The organism is Chryseobacterium wanjuense, from assembly GCF_900111495.1.
Classification (GTDB): Bacteria; Bacteroidota; Bacteroidia; order Flavobacteriales; family Weeksellaceae; genus Chryseobacterium; species Chryseobacterium wanjuense.
In genome coordinates, this window is the sequence record NZ_FOIU01000001.1 from 1,123,552 (window position 1) to 1,142,785 (window position 19,234).

The 19,234-nt window shown below is 35.2% G+C and carries 17 protein-coding genes and 3 tRNA genes; 12 read left to right on the forward strand and 8 right to left on the reverse strand.

Annotated elements, in window-relative coordinates; translation table 11 throughout:
* Window positions 1-46 precede the first annotated feature (46 nt).
* On the reverse strand, window positions 47-658 hold the full coding sequence (locus tag BMX24_RS05080) for an L-threonylcarbamoyladenylate synthase (RefSeq protein WP_089790971.1): 612 nt from the start codon (window positions 656-658) through the stop codon (window positions 47-49).
* Between the two features lie 101 nt (window positions 659-759).
* On the opposite strand from BMX24_RS05080, the gene BMX24_RS05085 reads away from it, so the two are divergent.
* The 3 genes from BMX24_RS05085 to BMX24_RS05095 all read left to right on the forward strand — a co-directional run bounded on the left by BMX24_RS05085 (window position 760) and on the right by BMX24_RS05095 (window position 1,058).
* Window positions 760-832, forward strand: a tRNA-Met gene (locus BMX24_RS05085).
* A gap of 44 nt (window positions 833-876) precedes the next feature.
* A tRNA-Met gene (locus tag BMX24_RS05090) sits at window positions 877-949 on the forward strand.
* A 36-nt stretch (window positions 950-985) separates the two neighbouring features.
* A tRNA-Met gene (locus tag BMX24_RS05095) sits at window positions 986-1,058 on the forward strand.
* 254 nt (window positions 1,059-1,312) lie between these two features.
* Here the strand turns inward: BMX24_RS05095 and BMX24_RS05100 are convergent.
* Complete coding sequence (locus BMX24_RS05100; RefSeq protein WP_089792758.1) at window positions 1,313-1,765, reverse strand: carboxymuconolactone decarboxylase family protein; 453 nt, start codon at window positions 1,763-1,765, stop codon at window positions 1,313-1,315.
* Window positions 1,766-1,902: 137 nt separating this feature from the next.
* Complete coding sequence (locus BMX24_RS05105; protein WP_089790972.1) at window positions 1,903-2,484, reverse strand: hypothetical protein; 582 nt, start codon at window positions 2,482-2,484, stop codon at window positions 1,903-1,905.
* 459 nt (window positions 2,485-2,943) lie between these two features.
* Here BMX24_RS05105 and BMX24_RS05110 point away from each other — a divergent pair, with 459 nt between their 5' ends.
* The 4 genes from BMX24_RS05110 to BMX24_RS05125 all read left to right on the forward strand — a co-directional run bounded on the left by BMX24_RS05110 (window position 2,944) and on the right by BMX24_RS05125 (window position 7,092).
* Complete coding sequence (locus BMX24_RS05110) at window positions 2,944-3,309, forward strand: BlaI/MecI/CopY family transcriptional regulator (RefSeq protein WP_089790973.1); 366 nt, start codon at window positions 2,944-2,946, stop codon at window positions 3,307-3,309.
* Window positions 3,310-3,314: 5 nt separating this feature from the next.
* The gene (locus tag BMX24_RS05115; RefSeq protein ID WP_089790974.1) at window positions 3,315-5,159 is read left to right on the forward strand and encodes a M56 family metallopeptidase; all 1,845 of its coding nucleotides are present in this window, start codon (window positions 3,315-3,317) and stop codon (window positions 5,157-5,159) included.
* 94 nt (window positions 5,160-5,253) lie between these two features.
* Window positions 5,254-6,159 carry a GLPGLI family protein gene (locus BMX24_RS05120; RefSeq protein WP_089790975.1) on the forward strand — a complete coding sequence of 302 codons (906 nt, stop codon included), beginning with the start codon at window positions 5,254-5,256 and terminating at the stop codon, window positions 6,157-6,159.
* An 87-nt stretch (window positions 6,160-6,246) separates the two neighbouring features.
* Window positions 6,247-7,092: a GLPGLI family protein gene (locus tag BMX24_RS05125; protein WP_089790976.1), complete on the forward strand. Its 846-nt coding sequence runs from the start codon at window positions 6,247-6,249 to the stop codon at window positions 7,090-7,092.
* Window positions 7,093-7,150: 58 nt separating this feature from the next.
* On the opposite strand, the gene fsa is transcribed toward BMX24_RS05125, so the two are convergent.
* On the reverse strand, window positions 7,151-7,804 hold the full coding sequence (gene fsa / locus BMX24_RS05130) for a fructose-6-phosphate aldolase (protein ID WP_089790977.1): 654 nt from the start codon (window positions 7,802-7,804) through the stop codon (window positions 7,151-7,153).
* Between the two features lie 342 nt (window positions 7,805-8,146).
* The gene (locus BMX24_RS05135) at window positions 8,147-8,512 is read right to left on the reverse strand and encodes a hypothetical protein (protein ID WP_089790978.1); all 366 of its coding nucleotides are present in this window, start codon (window positions 8,510-8,512) and stop codon (window positions 8,147-8,149) included.
* A gap of 261 nt (window positions 8,513-8,773) precedes the next feature.
* Between BMX24_RS05135 and BMX24_RS05140 the strand changes: the two genes are divergently transcribed.
* A complete protein-coding gene (locus BMX24_RS05140) occupies window positions 8,774-9,259 on the forward strand; it encodes a YdeI/OmpD-associated family protein (protein WP_089790979.1) in 486 nt (161 codons plus the stop codon).
* Between the two features lie 121 nt (window positions 9,260-9,380).
* Here BMX24_RS05140 and BMX24_RS05145 read toward each other — a convergent pair whose 3' ends face one another.
* Window positions 9,381-9,944: a tetratricopeptide repeat protein gene (locus BMX24_RS05145; protein ID WP_089790980.1), complete on the reverse strand. Its 564-nt coding sequence runs from the start codon at window positions 9,942-9,944 to the stop codon at window positions 9,381-9,383.
* A 190-nt stretch (window positions 9,945-10,134) separates the two neighbouring features.
* Between BMX24_RS05145 and pepE the strand changes: the two genes are divergently transcribed.
* From pepE to BMX24_RS05160, 3 genes are all read left to right on the forward strand, one after another.
* Window positions 10,135-10,827, forward strand: a complete 693-nt coding sequence (gene pepE, locus BMX24_RS05150) for a dipeptidase PepE (protein WP_089790981.1) — start codon at window positions 10,135-10,137, stop codon at window positions 10,825-10,827.
* Between the two features lie 154 nt (window positions 10,828-10,981).
* Window positions 10,982-12,352, forward strand: a complete 1,371-nt coding sequence (gene dacB, locus BMX24_RS05155) for a D-alanyl-D-alanine carboxypeptidase/D-alanyl-D-alanine endopeptidase (RefSeq protein ID WP_089790982.1) — start codon at window positions 10,982-10,984, stop codon at window positions 12,350-12,352.
* The gene (locus BMX24_RS05160; RefSeq protein WP_228404800.1) at window positions 12,353-13,513 is read left to right on the forward strand and encodes a sensor histidine kinase; all 1,161 of its coding nucleotides are present in this window, start codon (window positions 12,353-12,355) and stop codon (window positions 13,511-13,513) included.
* A 126-nt stretch (window positions 13,514-13,639) separates the two neighbouring features.
* On the opposite strand, the gene BMX24_RS05165 is transcribed toward BMX24_RS05160, so the two are convergent.
* Complete coding sequence (locus BMX24_RS05165) at window positions 13,640-15,496, reverse strand: M61 family metallopeptidase (protein ID WP_089790984.1); 1,857 nt, start codon at window positions 15,494-15,496, stop codon at window positions 13,640-13,642.
* A gap of 166 nt (window positions 15,497-15,662) precedes the next feature.
* The gene (locus BMX24_RS05170) at window positions 15,663-17,294 is read right to left on the reverse strand and encodes a M1 family metallopeptidase (RefSeq protein WP_089790985.1); all 1,632 of its coding nucleotides are present in this window, start codon (window positions 17,292-17,294) and stop codon (window positions 15,663-15,665) included.
* A gap of 432 nt (window positions 17,295-17,726) precedes the next feature.
* Between BMX24_RS05170 and BMX24_RS05175 the strand changes: the two genes are divergently transcribed.
* Complete coding sequence (locus BMX24_RS05175) at window positions 17,727-19,040, forward strand: phage integrase SAM-like domain-containing protein (RefSeq protein ID WP_089790986.1); 1,314 nt, start codon at window positions 17,727-17,729, stop codon at window positions 19,038-19,040.
* The last annotated feature ends 194 nt before the right edge of the window (window positions 19,041-19,234 follow it).

Here is a 19,234-nt window from a genome sequence, read left to right on the forward strand (position 1 = left end):
AAAACCGTCAACCATCAAATTTAACTTAAAAATCAGAACTTTAAGCTTAAATATTTCCTTTTCCCTGTCTGATAACCTCAGGCTCTCCCGAAGTAAGATCCACAATCGTAGACGCTACATTATCTCCATAACCGGAATCAATGACAATATCTACCAGATGGTCGTATTTTTCTGCAATTAATTCAGGATCAGTGGAATATTCGATGATTTCATCGTCGTCTTTAATAGAAGTTGAAGCGATCGGATGTCCCAGTTTTTCAACAATAAGCTGCGGAATCGGATGGTCCGGAACACGGATACCGATGGTTTTATGGTTTTTATAGGCTAAAGGCAGGCTTTTATTGGCGTCTAAAATAAAGGTAAAAGGTCCCGGAAGATGACTTTTTAAAAACCTGAAAACAGAAGTTTCGATGGGTCTTGTAAAGTCTGAAAGATGGCTTAGATCATTACAAATTATGGAAAATTGTGCTTTCTCCAGCTTTATTTTCTTGATCTGAGCCAGCTTTTCCATGGCTTTCAGGTCAAAAATATTACAGCCCAAGGCATAAACCGTGTCTGAAGGATATATAATTAATCCGCCATTATTCAAAGTTTTAATTACCTCATTGATAAGATTTTCCTGTGGATTTTCCGGGTAAATTTTCAATATTTTTGCCATAGTTCAAAGATACGAATATTAAAATAGTTTTCATAAAAGTCCTTTATTTAAAAGAAAAATTAGGATTTTAAAATAATTGTCGTATATTTGCAATCCAATATCGCGGGATGGAGCAGTAGGTAGCTCGTCGGGCTCATAACCCGAAGGTCATCGGTTCGAGTCCGGTTCCCGCTACTAAGATTAATAAACGTCTGCGGTGACGTTTCTAAAAAATATACCGCGGGGTGGAGCAGTAGGTAGCTCGTCGGGCTCATAACCCGAAGGTCGCACGTTCGAGTCGTGTCCCCGCTACTAAGACAACGCTTCGGTGGCGTTCTAAAAATATACCGCGGGATGGAGCAGTAGGTAGCTCGTCGGGCTCATAACCCGAAGGTCATCGGTTCGAGTCCGGTTCCCGCTACTATCTTAAAGAGTATTGCATTTTTTGTGATACTCTTTTTTATTTCTCCCTATCGTGAATTAAATAAATTGCTTTAAAATGGCTTGATTTATGCAATTCATTCTTTATAAACATCAATTTAAATCAGAATATTATAGACAAGAAAATCATTTTTTATCCAATATATAATGATAAAGATTTATTCCTAATCCAAAAAAAAGAGAACCATTGCGGTTCTCTTTTATAGTTAAATTCACTCTAAATTTTACAGGGTCTTATCCAAACATTCCTACCTTATAATCTCCCGGAACCTGTTGAAAAGCGATATTGAATCTGTTCCATACATTAATCGCATTGACAGCCAAAGTAAGATCGAGGATTTCTTCTTCAGAGAATTGTTTTTTGGTATTTTCATATACTTCATCGGAAACGTGAAAAGTGTTCACGGCTTCAGCATATTCGAAAGCAGCCCTTTCTCTTTCTGTGTAATACGGAGTTTCTCTCCATGCACTCAGTCCGTAAAGACGCTGCTCTGTTTCACCCATAGCACGAAGTTCTTTGGAGTGCATATCAAGACAGTACGCGCATTGGTTGATCTGTGAGATTCTGAAATCAATAAGTTCTATCAAATGTCTGTCGAGTGAACAATGTTTCAGGTATTGGCTGATTCCAAAGATTGGGGTAATTGCTTTTTTTCCTTTTTCGAATAAATTGATTCTTGGTTCCATAAACATTTAAATTTTGATTGTTATACCTTAAAGACAATTGAATTTTTGTTTTTGGACAAGATTTAAAAAAAAATTAATAAAAAAAAATCCCGCTTCGGAAAAAGCGGGATTTCATATCATTTAACTAAAAAAAATAATTATGGCGCCAATTGATTAAAAGGCGTTAATTTATAATCATCTGCCATTGTCTGGCCTACGAAATCTGTTTTTTGTGCTCCCTTCATTCTTCCTGCAGCGTCGTTTGCATTGAAGTATGCTTCATTTAGCTTAGTAGCTGTTTCAGCAGGGTTAAGCTCAAATTTTGTATCACCTTCTACTCCAAGATATCCGTTCTTTCTGGTAAGATTTGTAATATAATTGTTGTAGTTGATCATTGTATCTCTAAACATGGTGTTGTGATACTCCATGCATTTTTTAGCTTTTTTAGAAGAATTGTTCAGAATACAGTTATTCATATTTCCTCTGTAAAGACGCCATTCCAGCTCTACTTTTCCGTATTCTTTCGCTAAGGCAGTTTTACCGTTGGCAAGAATATTAGGATCAGATTCCTTTTCGCTGATTTGCTGTAGATGCTTGATAACTAATGGAACTGTATTTTCAATTTTGGTTTTAGCTTCTCTTACCGCACTGAAATCGGCAGCCGGAGAGCCCTTCTTTTGAGCTGTAGTAACGTTAAAAATGAATAGTAATAGTACAATCAATAAATTATATCTTTTCATGAGAAATTTTTAAAGCACTAAAATAAATATATTTTCTCAGTTTAAACAAATACATTTTAATTTTATTTAATAAAAATTAACAAGTTTTAAGAATTTCTTTTATAAATAAAGATTTTTCTGACGATTAATGAGGCGAAAAATTACTGTCTTTAAAAATTTAACAAATTTTAATAAAATTTATTTCGCTGATTTTCAGATATTTACGTTAATTAATTTTTTATCACTAGAAAAATAGTTGTTTCGAATGATTTTATTTCTACATTTGTATAACTAATTTCTTAGTGATATAGATTAAATTAAAAATTATAATTAATTCAGATTGATTTAAATATAATTGAAAAGACTTCGAGAGCCTCAGCCTGACAGTGTAAGTAAAAATGTTTAGTAGCAGAGTTGTCAATAGAGATTATCGAAGTATAAAAAAAATTAAACAAGTTTTAATATTAACAAACGGGATATATGAAGATTCAGACTTTGACAAAAGCAGAAGAGCAAGTGATGCAGTACCTTTGGAAATTGGAAAAAGGATTTCTAAAAGATGTTCTTGATTTGTTTCCTGAGCCCAAACCGCACACCAATACGGTCTCTACTATTTTAAAAGTATTGAAAGATAAAGAATTCGTAGACTACAACGTGTACGGAAGACAGCATGAGTATTTTCCATTGATCTCGAAAGAGCAGTACAGCGGAAAAACAATGAAAAGCCTTGTAAAAAACTATTTTAAAGGTTCTTACAAAAGCGCCGTTTCTTTCCTGGTGGAGAAAAACGAAATGACGGTGGAAGACCTTGAAATGCTATTAGACGAACTCAAAAAGAAAAACTAAGACCTATGGAAACCGTACTTCTATACTTCGGAAAAGTAATTTTATGTTCTGGTGTAATGTTTTTGTATTATCAGTTGTCTCTTAAAGACAAGACGTTCCATCACTACAACAGATTTTATCTTTTGTCGGCGATGCTGATCTCGTTGCTGCTTCCCCTGATAAAGGTTGAAGACTTCGCTATTGAAGTGAGCAATGATATCTACAGGCTTATAGATACGGTACAGAATTTTAAAACAACTAAAAACATCAATAATGACCACATTTATCTTAGAATTATTTTTTCAGCTTTGGGATTGGTTTCTTTCTATTTTTTAGGAAGGTTTATCTACGGGATTTTCAGAATCCAGCAGCTTAAAAATCAGTTTCAAAAAGAAAGTTTTGATGGTATCAACTTTTACCATACAAACCTGACGGAAGCTCCGTTTTCCTATTTTAAAAATCTATTCTGGAAGAATTCCATCACATTGAATTCCGACGTCGGAAAGCAGATTTTAAAGCACGAAATGGTGCATATTGAGCAGAAACACTCATTCGATAAAATTTTTATTGAGATTATCACTTCTGTTTTCTGGTTCAATCCATTCTTTCATATCATTAAAAAAGAAATTAGTTTAATTCACGAATATCTGGCTGATAAAAAAGCCGTAAAACAATCGGACACAAAAGCATTTGCGCAGATGCTTTTAGCAAGCCACTTTTCCGGAACACAGTTGCCTGCGACCAGTCCGTTCTTAAGTTCAAATCTAAAAAAACGACTCAAAATGTTACAAAAACCTCAAACCAAATTCGGATATGCGCGTAGAATTTTTGCATTGCCGGTTGTATTTTCAGTAGCGTTTGCTTATCTGGTAAATGCTAAGAATCAGGAAATCAAAGCTACGAATGTAGAAATAGAGAAAGCGGTTTCTCAAATTAAAAAAGAAAATAAGATCGAAAAGGATACCATCACTCCTAACGCATCTAAAAATATTGTTGTAGCTCCAAAAGTATACAAAAGAGAACATGATGATAGAAAGATCGCTGATCTGAGTAAAAAAATACAGGAAAAAAGTCAAGCTTTAAAAAATCTTAAACCTGAAAGCTCAGAATACAATAAAAATCTTGAAGAAATCGGAAAATTATCCGGTGAAATCGGAAAAATTGCAAGCTCTGAAGACTTTTTGAAAAGAGCGATGGTCATCAGAATGGATGGGAAAGACGTCAATATCAACGAGTATTTCAAATCAAAAGAATGGAATGATAAAGTAAAAAATCTTGAAGATTTAAATGTCGAAATTCCCGAAATTCCTGAAATGCATTTTGATTTTCCGGATGCTCCTGCACCTCCTCCTGGCGCTCCCAATGCACCAATGGCTCCCAAAGTAAAAGTATACAGCTACAGAGGAATGAACGATATGAGATGGTCTCCCGAAGCTGATATGGCTTACAAATCTGCGGGAAGAGCCCAGGAATCTGCAGCAACAGCGAAGAAAAGAGCTAAGCTTGATAAAGAAAGAGCCAGATTAGAAGAAAAAAGAGCTAAGCTGGAAGGTGAAAGAGCCAAGCTGGAAGTGGAGAGAAGAGCTTTAGACGGCAATAGAAGAGTGTATATCTACAGCAATTCTATGAACAAGCCAATGAAGGTGAACAATGTAAGGGTGATGAAAATGGATAATAATGCGATGGGAGGTCCCGGTATGAAAAAGATTTCAGGTGACCTGAGTAATATGAAACTGTACATCGACGGAAAAGAAGTGACAAGACAGGAAATTGATGCTTTGGATCCCAATAAGATCAAAAACATGAATATTAATAAAAGAACGACCGACGGCGACAGTTCGGGAGAAATAAGAATCGAAACTAAAAAATAAAGTTCCAATCAGCTCTGTCAATAAATTGAAAGGGTAAGACTCGAAACCCGAAACTCGAAACCAATTTATTAACAGAGCTTTTTTTAATTTAATTATGAAAAATAATATTCTACTTTTTTTGCTTTTAAGTGTATGTACCAATGCACAGATTAATCGATTCTTCTATGAATACAAATTCATTCCGGATTCCAACGACAAAGCCGATGTGAAAAAGGAAATGATGCTGTTGGATATTGACAAAAATGGTTCAAATTATTATAGCCGTGACAAATTTGTTGCAGATTCTACCTCAATGGCAGAAGTACAGAAACAGATCAAGGGTGGGTCGGGAAACATCAATATCAGCAGAAGAGACAGTCCGGGACAGGTGAATTACAAAGTCACCAAATCTTATCCTGATTTTAAAACCTATCTGTTTACGAGGGTTTCGATGGATCAGTATAAAGTAAAAGAAGACCAGAAACCGGAATGGAAAATTCTTCCCGAAAAGCAGAAAGTTGGCGAATACAACGCCCAGAAAGCAACGACAACTTACGGTGGAAGAGAATGGATCGCATGGTTCAGTACAGATATTCCGTTTCAGGATGGGCCTTACAAATTTTATGGACTTCCGGGATTGATTGTAAAACTGGAAGATACCACAGGTTCTCATATCATGACATTGGTGGGAAACAAAAAAATCCAGACAGAAGTTTCTATTGGTGAAGTTGATATGCCTGGAAATGTAAGGTTAATGGGAATCGGAGGAAAAGAGATCGAAGTGACGAAAGATCAGTACAAAAAACTTTGGAAAGATTATGTAAATGATCCTTCTAAAAATATGAGAGAAATGATGATGCGAAATGGCGGCGGAGACAATACAAGAGTAGCTTTCAAAATGAGAACCCAAGACGGAAAGGAAATCTCTGACTCAAACCAGGTGTTCAGGGAAATGGAAAAAAGAACAAAGGAAACATTAGCTAAAAATAATAATCCGATCGAACCGGATTTAACAAAATAAGTAAAGACGTAACTTTTTTAATTTTTTTAACAGGATAAAAGCAATTTTATCCTGTTTTCTTTTTATCTTGAAATATCAAAAAACAATATGAAAAAACTAGTAATTTTTTTGGCTTTCTTTTTAGGAATGGCGATCAATGCCCAGAATCAACGGTTTGTATATGAGTATAAATTTGTTTCAGATTCTACAAAAAAAGACGAATCCAAAACGGAATTAATGTTTCTGGATGTTGCGAAAAAAGGGTCAAAATTTTTTAGTAGGAATCTATTTGTTTCCGACTCATTACTTCAGGTACAGAATAAAGGCGGAAACAGAGATTTTTCCAAAATAAAATTCGGTATGATCGGTTTTAAAGTTGAAAAATCTTATCCTGATTATAAGGTTATATTTTTCAATCGTTTAGATATGGATGAATATAAAGTTTATGATGAGAGAAAATTGAACTGGAAAATTTTACCGGATAAAGAAAAAATAGGTGAATTTAATGCACAGAAAGCAATAGCAGATTTTGCGGGAAGAAAATGGATAGCCTGGTTTGTTTCCGATATTCCTATTCAGGACGGGCCTTACAAATTTCACGGTTTGCCGGGACTGATTGTGAAAATAGAAGATGAAACAAAATCGCATTCTTTTGTTTTAAAAGAGATTAAAAATTTAAAGCAAAATGAAGAATGGATAAGTGAAGAAAAGAAACAGAGACTCGGAACTTTGATTACTTTGAGTCAGGAAAAATACAAGAAACAATTTTTAGACAATAGAAATAATCCGACAAAAGGGATTCGTCAGTTAATGGCAAGCGGAAGAAAAGTAATGATGACCGATGAAAACGGCAAACAGATGGATGTGGAAGAAATGCTTAGAAATCAGGAACGAAAAGTAAAGGAAGAAAATGCAAAAAACAATAATCTTCTTGAACTGGATTTACTAAAATAAATTTCGGGGCGGAAGCTTTGCTTCCGCCCCGAATTATATTTTAAATTGCAATCGGTTATTAAGACAATTTCTGAGAATCTGCAATAAACTGAGCCAATCCGCTGTCTGTTAATGGATGTTTTAGCAAACTCAAGATCGGAGGAAGTGGAGATGTGATCACATCAGCACCGATTTTAGCACAGTCGATAATGTGCATTGAGTGACGGATAGAAGCTGCCAAAATCTCAGTTTCATACATATAATTATCGAAAATCAATCTGATTTCCTGGATTAGGTTTAATCCGTCAGTTGAAATATCGTCCAATCTTCCCAGGAATGGCGAAACATACGTTGCTCCGGCTTTAGCAGCCAAAAGTGCCTGTCCTGCAGAGAAAATCAAAGTACAATTGGTTTTGATTCCTTTATCGGAAAAATATTTTAACGCTTTGATTCCGTCTTTGATCATCGGGATTTTTACCACGATATTCGGGTGGATTGCTGCCAATTCTTCACCTTCTTTGATCATTTCCTCGTAAGTTGTAGAAAGAACTTCTGCAGAAATATCTCCATCTACGATTTCGCAAATTGCTTTGTAGTGATTTTTGATCGCTTCAGCTCCCTGAATTCCTTCTTTTGCCATCAATGAAGGGTTTGTCGTTACTCCATCAAGGATTCCAAGATCTTTAGCTTCTCTGATTTGCTCTAGATTAGCAGTGTCAATAAAAAATTTCATTTGTTTTACAGATTTATTTTCGTACAAAGATAATCATTCCATTTTGAGTGTGAAATTTTAATTGAGGTTCGGGGGGCGAGTTTCGGGTTTTAAGTTTTGAGATGCGAGTTGCGGGTTTAAAGTTTGTTTCGAGTGTTGGTCATATATGATAAGAGTTTCAAGGCATATTTGTCATTCTGACGAAGGAAGAATCTATTATCCTCAATCATGTAAACTTCCATCTCCCATCATCCATCTTCCTTTCTTTTTGGGTTAGTTTTTTTATTTTCATTTAAAATTTTCTCTATTAAGTCTCATTAATAAAGGAAACCAACATTTTTGTTAATCATATGTTTAGCTTGATTATGACTTGCTTTGTACTTTATCAAAAGTAGCCGGATACCTATATGGTGCTGGAGATTGTAAAGTTAATCTAGTTTCGGAAATGGTGGTGATTTTATAGCTCCTAAATATGCCTTCTAAATTGATTTCTAAATCATAGTCATGAGGTCCGGGATCTTGAAATTCACGCTGGATAAAAGATCCACTCTTATAAAGAGTTCCTGCCCTAAACATATCCACTTTTCCTACCGCAGGATTTGATGGATTAACATTATACTGAAAATGCCATCTATCGCCAATTTGAACATCAAAAAAGGCAGGCTCATATCCAGTAATAAATTCCCAAATACCTTGTAGATTCTTTTGAGGTAACACTGTTTTTTCCATAGTTGTAAGTTTTAAATTAAAATTATAAAGTCTTTAAATATATTGACTATAAATAAATCAATCATATGAGAAATATAAATGTAAGAATTTTTTTTTATTTCAAAAAAGTTTTTTTTAATGATCTAAAAAGCCTGGGATACCTACGGAACGACATCGCGAAATCCTTAATTTATAAAAACTAAACTCAAAACTCAAAACTCAAAACTCAAAACCCGAAACTCGCACCCCGCAACTCTCACCCCAAATTCCTAACTTTGCACCATGAACCACCATTTCACAGCCCAGCTAGAAATCATTGGAATCAATCCATTTGTTTTCATTCCTGAAGAAATTTTGAATCATATTTTCGAACAATCGGGAAGGAATAAAAGCCCCATTCCGGTAAAAGGAACCGTAAACGGGAAAGAATTTCAGCAAAACCTAATGAAATATTTAGGAGAATGGCGTCTGTATATTAATTTAACCATGCTAAAAGATTCCCCGAAAAGAATTGGTGAACAAATTGAAGTTTTTGTTGAGTACGACGATTCAGACAGAACAATTCCTATTCATCCGCAATTGGAGAAAGCGATTAATGAAAGCTCGGTTGCTTTGCAAAATTTTGAAAGTTTAATTCCCTCAAGGAGATTGGAATTAATTCGTTACATCAATAATCTTAAAACCGAAGAAAGCATCCAAAGGAATATCGAGAAAATCATCAGACATTTGCACGGCGAAACCGACTTTTTCGGGAAGAAAATTAATTAAAAAAAAATTTTGGATTTAAAAAACAAACCTTCAAGATTTTCCATACCTCGAAGGTTTAATATCTGTAAAATTTTCTAAAAAAGATAAGATCCAAAGAAAAATTTCCTTGGATCTTATTTCACTATGAATTTAAAACTTTGCTGAGTTTGATAGCATCCTGATTGGTAGGGTCATACTGTAATGATTTTGCAATATGTTCCTTCGCTTTGTCAGGATTACTTTGCTGTTCTGCAAAAGCAATATAGAAATAGGCGTAAGCCAGATTCTTTTTATTCTGTTCCACTTCTTCAGGTTTTACAGTTGCTACGTATTTTTCGTATGCTAGCTTTGCATTGGCATCATCTTTAGCAGATTGATAGGCGTAGGCCTGACTGTAATATGATGGAGCCCAGTCTGGTAACAGGACAGATATCTTTTTCCAGGTATCAATAGCGTTCGTCCAGTCTGAAGCTTCCTGATAAGCTGTAGCCAGTTTTGCTAATGCATCCGTATCCTTTGGATTGGCCTCAATTTGCTTTTTTAGCCCGTCAATAGTAGGATTACCGGTTGCCTGCGTTGTGGCTGCTGTTGTCGTCGTATTTTTTGCACTATCTGTTGGAGTGGTTTGCGCATTGATCGCACTTGCCCCTCCTATAAATATCAAACCTAAAAACAGGCTTTTGATACTAATTTTAATCATTTTCATATTCTTACATTTAAAATTATAACTGATTTTCTAAAATTCAAGAATAATTCCATAAAAATTTAAATTTTAGAACCGTTAAGTTTTTTTAGAAAATATTAACGAATAGAATGTTTTTTTTATCTTAATTTTTGATTCGTGGGTGTTTGAGTTATCTTTGTCATTCAACTAACTTTTAATTAATACCATTTGTATGAATATCATATTGGCCTCAACTTCCACACTTTTTGGAGGAGAATATTTAGAATATTTAAGAGAAGAATTAATTAAGCTTTATGACGGAATCGACGAAATTATTTTCGTTCCGTTCGCCAGACCGGGCGGAATTTCTCATGATGATTATACCTCAAAGGCACGTTCTTTCTTTGAAACCATCAATATAAAGGTAAAAGGACTTCACGAATTTGAAAATAAAATCGAAGCTTTACATCATGCTAAGGGCTTTTTTACAGGCGGCGGAAATACCTTCCTGTTGGTGAAAACATTGCATGAAGAAGGTTTAATGTCAGCTTTAAAACAAAATGTTGAAACTGGAAAACCTTACCTCGGATGCAGCGCAGGGAGCAATATCGGCGGGCAAAACATGAAAACCACGAACGATATGCCGATCGTTTATCCACCGAGTTTCGATTGTATGGGATTGGTTCCTTTTAATATCAATCCGCATTACCTCGATCCGAATCCGGAGTTGAAGCATAATGGCGAAACCAGAGAAACAAGAATTAAAGAATTTTTAACGCAAAATGATCTGAAAGTTGTCGGTTTACGCGAAGGAAACTGGATCAGAAGAATCGGAGATAGGATTACTGTCGAAGGAAGTGAACTGACAAGGATTTTTGAGAAAAGCAAAGAACCTTATGAGATAGAAGCCGGCTCGGAACTGTGAATTTTATTTTAATTATATTTGAATAAAGGTTTATAAAGATGCTTCGACTTCGCTCAGCATGACACCGCTACAAATGACGGTTAGTATTAGGACTGTCATGCTGAGCGAAGTCGAAGCATCTCTAAAAAAATAATTTACAAGAGATTAAAACGCAATGAAAAAAGCATTTGCCATTCTTACTTTATCCACACAAATTTTTTTTGCACAGAATATTTCTCAGAAATTGGATGCCGCAACCAAAAATCTGATGGATTCTTCGGGAGCAATTTCTTCCAGTTTGTCTTTCTATGTTTCCGATGAAAACGGAAATTTTATTTACGAATATCAGGGAAATAAAGGACTTTCTACAGCTTCTACGCAAAAGATATTTACCGCAGCAGCTGCTTTGGAAACGTTAGGGAAAAATTATACCTATACAACCACTTCCAGCTATTCCGGGACTGTTTCAGGAGGAGTTTTAAAAGGAAATCTTTTCATCAGTTCAAACGGTGATCCTACATTGGGAAGCTGGAGATATGATGCTTATAAGCCTGAAAATTTTAGACAAAAATTAATTGAAGCCATAAAAAAATCCGGAATTACAAAAATTTCGGGTGATGTTATTATAGATGACTCTTATTTTGATCATCAGACGATTCCCGGAGGCTGGCCTTGGGATGATCTGGGAAACTATTATGGAGCAGGAGTTTGGGGCATCAACTGGAGAGAAAATCAGTTTGATATTAATATTAACGGGAAGGATTTTAAAGGATTTTCCTATCCTTTGGAAGGCGTCAATTGGCTGAATGATTTGAAAGTGGGCGGAAGTTCAGACCAAAGTTTGATTTTCACGGCACCACATTCCAATGTCGCGTTAATTAATGGGACTTTACCTTCAAAAACGGTCACCGTTTCAGGTTCTACACCGAATCCGCCACTGCAGTTGGGTGTTGAAGTCAAACAATGGTTAAAAGAATCAGGAATTGATTTTTCAGGAAAAGTGGTCACGAATTCCCAGCTTGAAATCGAAGGAAAAAAAGTGTTGGAAGCTCCAAAAGAAAATGTAATTTTTACGTATCAGTCGCCGACTTTGGATAAAATTATTTACTGGTTTTTAAGAAAAAGCATCAATCTTTACGGTGAAACGTTAATTAAAACATTAGGAAAAGAGAAAAAAGGAAACCCAAGTTTTAAAAGTGGAGTCGCTTTTCTGAAAGAATTCTGGAAGTCGAAAGGAATCAATACGAATATGATCAATTTTGCCGACGGGAGCGGGCTTTCACCACAGAATTATGTTTCGTCAAAAGCAGAAGTTCAGGCTTTATTATATGCCAAAAAACAGCCTTGGTTTGAGTCTTATTACGATGGTTTCCCGACCCAGGACAACGGCATGAAAATGAAAAGCGGAACAATGAGGGATACAAAATCTTTTGCAGGCTACCACACCTCGAAAGATGGAAAAAAATATGTATTTTCAATCATTATTAACAATTATCAGGGAAGCGGAAGTTCGGAGCTGCAGAAAATTCTGAATGTTTTAAAATAAATTACTTTGAGAAAGTCAATATTTGCAAGACTTAATAACTGGATTATTTTTACTTTAATGACAATTGTTGTCCTCACGATTGTCATCGCTTCGACTGTTATTGTCAGTTTTCTTCGTAAAGAAGAGGTAAAAAGGGTGGATATTTTGGTAAGTGCCCTGAAATTTCAGCAGGAAGTGACAAACCCCAATCTGGAAGTTCAGGCATTGCTTCTTCAGATTTATAGCTCAAATACAACGATTCCCCTGATCATTTTAGATCAGGACGATCAGATTATAGAACATAAAAATCTTCCCCAGGATATAGGGAATGATCCCATAAAAATAAAGGCTTTGGCAAAAAAAATGGCCAAAAGCTATGCTCCCATCGAAATTGAAATTGTAAAAGGAAATAAACAGATTGTTTACTATGATAACTCTCCGTTGCTTAATAATCTTCAGTATTCACCTTATATTTTAGGATTTTTTATTCTTTCTTATTTTGGATTTTCTTTCTGGTTTTTCAGGACGATCAAGAAAACGGATGAAGGATATCTCTGGGCTGGATTGGCCAAAGAAACAGCCCATCAAATCGGAACTCCTTTATCTTCTATGATTGGCTGGATGGAGATTATGAAGCTCGATACACCTGATTCTGAAGGGGTTCGTGAGATTGAAAAAGATATTGAACGATTAAGAACTATTTCTGAAAGATTTTCAAAAATTGGTTCTGTTCCAGAGCTTAATGACAAAAATTTTAATGCCACGATCCGGGAGAATTACGATTATTTAAAAACAAGAATTTCAAGGAAAATAAACTTTGGACTGCATCTTCCGAATTACGAAATTTCAGTTCCTCACAACAAAATCCTGATGAGCTGGGTAATTGAAAATCTGGTGAAAAATGCTGTAGATGCGATGAAAGGCGAAGGTTCAATCTCCATTTCCGTTTTTGAAAGAAACAAAAATATTTTGGTTGAAGTGCAGGATAACGGAAGCGGAATGACCAAGCAACAGGCCAGAAATGCCTTCAAACCTGGATATTCTACAAAAAAAAGAGGTTGGGGATTGGGGTTGTCTTTAGCAAAAAGAGTTATTCAGGAATATCATAACGGGGACATTAAAATCGTACAGACGGAAATAGGAAAGGGAACGACTTTTAGAATTATGATTAAGAAAGCTTGATATATTTAAACACGAATAACATTAATTTTTTCACCAATTACCACTAATTTTTAGATACTAAAATTAATGATTGTGTTTATTTGTGAAAAAATTAATGTTATTCGTGTTAAAAGAAAAAATTAAAAATTATTTTTTCCCGGTTAGCCACTGATCCTGCAATTTTTGTTCTGCCGGAGTCGGATTTGGTTTAAACTGAAGCGTTTCCACGGTCATTTTATCCAAAACAGCTTTTCCTTTAAGGTCGATTCTGTCTGTTTTATCACCGTTCTTTCTTAGAACAGTTACCGTTACATTTTGTCCTTCTTTAATAGTTTTAGCATAGCCAATAAATTCCTGAATGTTCTGGATGTTGATTGTTTTCCCGTCCAAAGCAACGATTTTGTCTGTAATTTTGAAGCCGATACTTTTTGAGAAAGGAGATAACGCTGAGCTTTCATCAAACACAAATGCATTGTCCTTATCGTCGTATCCTGTCTGTTGTGGATCTTTAATGAACCAGAAAATAGGCGGCGTTTCTTGTGATTTCAGTTCTACACCTACCATACTCAGGTATTGTGCGTAAGGCGTCGGCTGATCTCCTGCAATATATTTGTTGTAGAAATCTTTTACCTGCGGATAGCCTGTAACTGCCACTAATTCATCAACTAGCTTATCATCTTTGAAAGGTTTGTTTTCACCAAATCTCTGAGATAATTTTCTGATCATATCGCGGTAGCCCATTTCCCCGTTGGAAAGTTTTCTTAATTCAATATCAAGACACATCGCCAGAAGAGCTCCTTTTTCGTAAACGTTTCTGTACTGATCTTTGTATTCATCTTTAAGAACGTTTTTACTCATCACCGTAAAAGGCATCGTGTCGTTGTAGTTCTTAGAGTTGGTGATTTTTTCGTTCATTCTTTGAAGGAATTCATCTTTGGTGATCAAACCTTCCTGAATCTGGAACAAATTGGCAAAATATTCCGTTCCGCCTTCATACATCCAAAGATGCTGAGACATTTTAGGATCTGCATAATCGAAGTAATGGATCTCTTCCGAATGTGTTTTCAAAGGATTCACCGTATGGAAAAACTCGTGAGAAACAACATCTGTGATGGTTTTGTCAATCGCTTCTTTTGGCATCATTTCAGGCAAAACAACACTTGTCGATTCGTGGTGTTCCAATGCTCCGAAACCTTTTATCTGCGGGCCTTCACCTCCTGAAAGGTAAAGCATGATCGCATATTTTTTATTGGTATTCATATCCCCCAAAAATTTCTTCTGAGCGATTACCATTTTTTCTAAATTTTCTTTAAAATCTGCCGCTTTATATTTCCCTGTCGGAGAATAAACGCCCAATACAAGATCCATTCCTCCTGCATTGAAAGTGATATAATCCGGCTTGGTGTACATGAGCGGAGAATCGGTAACTTTTGCATAGTTGGCTAAAGTATAAGTATCCGTAGATTCAGATTTGTCCTGATCTACCAAAGCTGTTGTTCCGTAGAAATCATTCGGTTTCTGAATCACGAGCTGATAAGGAACATCCTGCATATTGTCGATATACCCAATGAAACCGTGGGTGTTGATTAAATAGATTTTCCCGGCTTCAATATCTGTTCCTGAAGGTGAAAATACCGCTTTATGTTTTGAATTATCCAACTCATCATCGAAACTGTCGTTTACCAGATAAGTAACTTTGCTTAGATTCTGAGCGTTTTTTAATGAATATGTATTGTCATTTACTTTAGTGAAAGCGATTTCTTTTCCTTTGTTATCCAAAAATTTGATTCCTTCTACGAATCTTCCGTAGTCATCTACAGAATAGGTTCCGGGAACGGTTTTTGGAAAATGAAATTTTACATCACCGGATTTCATTTTTGGAAATTCCATCGTCACGGCAACTTTATCGTCTTTTACATTCACCAGATCGATTGTCGTTTTAATTGACTGGGCATTCACCATAAAGGCAGTCAATACACCCAAGCTTAGTGCTATTTTTTTCATTGAGTTCAAATTATAACTAAGTAGTTGACGAAAAATTAATTTTGTTACAAAGGAAATATTAAACTTATCTTAAATCTGATCAAAATATCATACGAAAAGCTTTAAATATTTATAAATTATAAAAGAAAAAGGGCAATATTAATGTCTCAATATTGCCCTTCTTAATTTACTGTACTTTTTTATAATGAATAAAATAGTTCTTGTTAAACTGTACCGGAGTTCCTTTTTTCAGTTTTACGGTCTGCCATTGTTCGGTTGGGGTAATGGTTTGTTCGCCGTCAATTCTCACAGGAAGCTTAAGGTTTTTTACAATATCGGTATATCGGAATTTCAGCTCTTCTCCTTTTTGAGAATACTCCAAAGTAGGAACTTTTGTTGATCTTAAATATTGATTGAAAACGCTCGAAAAATCAATTCCCGATTTCTTTGAAATATAATCTTCAACCTGCTGTGTCGTTACGGTCTGATGATAAAAATCTTTATTTAAACCTCTTAAAATTTGTCTAAATTTTTCATCATTATTAATGACCTGACGAATGGTATGAAGCATACTTGCTCCTTTTGGATACATATCGCCGCTTCCTTCATTTCTCACCCCATATTTTCCGATAATAGGAATATCGTTGTCGACTGTTTTGTGGATTCCCTGCATATAGGTATCTGCAGATTTTTTATCCATAAATTTTTCTGTGAAAAGAACTTCAGAATACATGGTAAATCCTTCGTGAACCCACATATCTGCCTGATCTTTTGCCGTAATATTATTTGCAAACCATTCGTGGCCGCTTTCATGAACGATGATATAGTCCCAGTTTAATCCGACTCCCGTTCCTGAAAGATCATTTCCTAAATAGCCGTTCTGGTAGCCGTTTCCGTACGCAACATTACTCTGATGCTCCATTCCCAGATAAGGTGAATCTACCAATTTATAAGAATCTTCGTAGAAAGGATATGGGCCAAACCAATATTCAAACGCTGAAAGCATCGGTTTTACCTGCTGGAATTGTTTTTTTGCTTTATCTAAATTATAATCCAACACCCAGTAATCGAGATCCAAATTGCCTTTTTCACCCTTATATTTATCTTTAAAATTCACATATTTTCCAATATTCGGGATAATGGAGTAGGCGTTGATCGGGTTTTTCACTTCCCAGGTATAAGCCATTTTATCGCCCTCGGCTTTTTTATCGATTAATCTTCCGTTTCCGACCCCAACTAAGTCTTTTGGGGTAATGATTTTCATGATAACTCCATTATCCGGTTCATCGCTCCAGATATCTTTTGTAGGAAGCCAGATGGAAGCTCCGATGCCTTCATCTGCAACACTCATCCAGGGATTTCCTTTCTCATCCGTTGTGAAAACCCAGCCTCCATCCCAAGGCGCACGTTTGGCGATCGTAGGATTTCCGGAATAGGTAATATTGATGGTATATTTTTCTCCTTTTTTGAAGTTTTTATTGGTTTTAATCCAAATAAAATCACCGTCCTGCTGATAGTTTGCAATCGGGAAACTGGCCTCAACTTTATCAGCTTTCATGGGCTGCTGAAGATCAATCTGAAACGTAGGATTCGTAACGTCTTTTATGATTTCAAAACTGATGGTATTGTTCCCTTTAATGCTTTTCTGTGCAAAATCGGGCTCAACGGACAAATCATATTTTTTCACATCCCAAAAATTTCGGAATTCTGTGTTGGAACCTTTTAAAGTATCTTGTTTTGTATAAACTTTATCTTTTTCAAAGAATTGCCCGAAAACCAATCCTGATGCAAATAAAAGTGTGTACGACAGCTTTTTCATTCGAATTAAATTAATCTTTCCAAAAATAGAAAATTAATCAATAGTAAGGTCTTGAAATTGAAAAATTGTTGAATTGCTTTCTTGTTTATTAATTTTTTAAACCGGATGATGCTTTATTAACCGATGTCATTCTGAATGACGTGAAGCATAGTGAAGGAGAATCTATTTCCATCACACCAAATTTAAGATTCTTTAAGGATGACAAAAATTGTGGTTTTCTGAATGTTGAAATGAAAGACGAAGACGCTAGCCCCGATTGGACTAGCGGTTGAATTTACATGAATCTTAACGCATTATAAATCCCTGTAAATATGGGGATTTATATCTAATTGAATACAACTGAATATAATTGAATTTAACTATATATCAAGTTAATTCGGGAGTAAATCGGAAATATTAATTATCTTTGAGTACACCTAAAATAAGCATTTTATGGCAAATATAGAATTTGGAGTTTATAGTAAAAAAGTTCCTGTGAATCTGAATATACGATTTTATCACAACAAAATCGATATTAATGCAAAAACGAACATCTTTATTTTTGATTCGGATTTTAAATTCAAGAAAATATCAAAAGGAAAAAAGAGTTCCAGAAGTGTTGATATTGTCAATGCAGATGTCAGAGAAAAAACGGATAAGCTCAAAAGAAACGTTTTTGACCGATTTATCGAAGATTTTCCTAAAGGCAATAAGATTGATTCTGATTGGCTAATCAAAATCATTAACGACTTCCATGAAAGACCAGAAGGAGAAGACGACCCGAGATATTATTTTTATCCGTTTGCCAAACAGTTTATCAAAGAATCAGAAACTAAAATCAATCCTAGAACAGGTACTTTGCTAGACCACAAAACCATCACGAGACATTATTATACGCTCGGACTTATCAATGATTTTCAGGACTATTTAGGTCAAAAACTGAGAATCACAGATATTGGTTTAGATTTTCATAACAAGTTTATCTATTATATGAAAGAAGTATGTACTTCTTATAGCAATACTACGATTGATAAGCAGTTGACAACCGTCAAACAGTATATCAGAGAAGCTGAGCAGAAAGGATACAAAATTAATCCTGAAATCAAAAGCAGAAACTTTACCATAAAAAAAGATGAAACGATTGATACTTACCTGAATGAAGAAGAAATAGACCTTATTTTTAACTATGACCTTTCGGGCAATGAGGAATTGAACGAAGTTAGAGATTTATTTATTACAGGGCTGTGGACGGGACTCAGAATCTCGGATTTGAAGCGAATTAACAGTTTTGATATTTCCAATAACAGAATTAAGATTGTGGAAACGGAGAAAACAGGCAGTTTTGTCGAAATTCCGATACATCCGCATTTAAAGCAGATTATCGAGAAAAGAGAGGGTGTTTTGCCGAAAGTTACTCAACACAAGTTTAATGAAGATGTAAAGGTACTGTGCGAATTAGTGGGAATTACGGAAGTTATTTTGGGTGGTTTAAAGAATCCTGAAACCAACCGAAAAGAAAAAGGATATTATCCAAAATTCAAACTCATCTCTTCTCACACCTGCCGTAGGTCTTTTGTATCGAATCATTATGGAAAACTGGACGATAAAACGGTTATGGCGATTACAGGACACAAATCGCATAGTACATTCTTAGATTATGTCAAAACGTCCAAAAGAGAACACGCTGAAAAGCTCGAAAAGTATTGGACGGAACAGGAAGAAACCAAAAAAGCAAAAAGAACTCAGGTAAAACCGAAGAAAAAATAACATTTGGCACAGTATTTGAATTCGATTTGAGAGTTTTAAATCTGAAAAATAAAATATATCACTTAGTAGTGATTAATGTGTAAGTAAGAGGAGAAACGAGCGAAAAAGTTCTTTAAGGTTATTTCAAGTATGTGATATTAGAAACACTAATTATCAAAACAAGTCCAACTCATGGAACGACCACGCCAACGCTT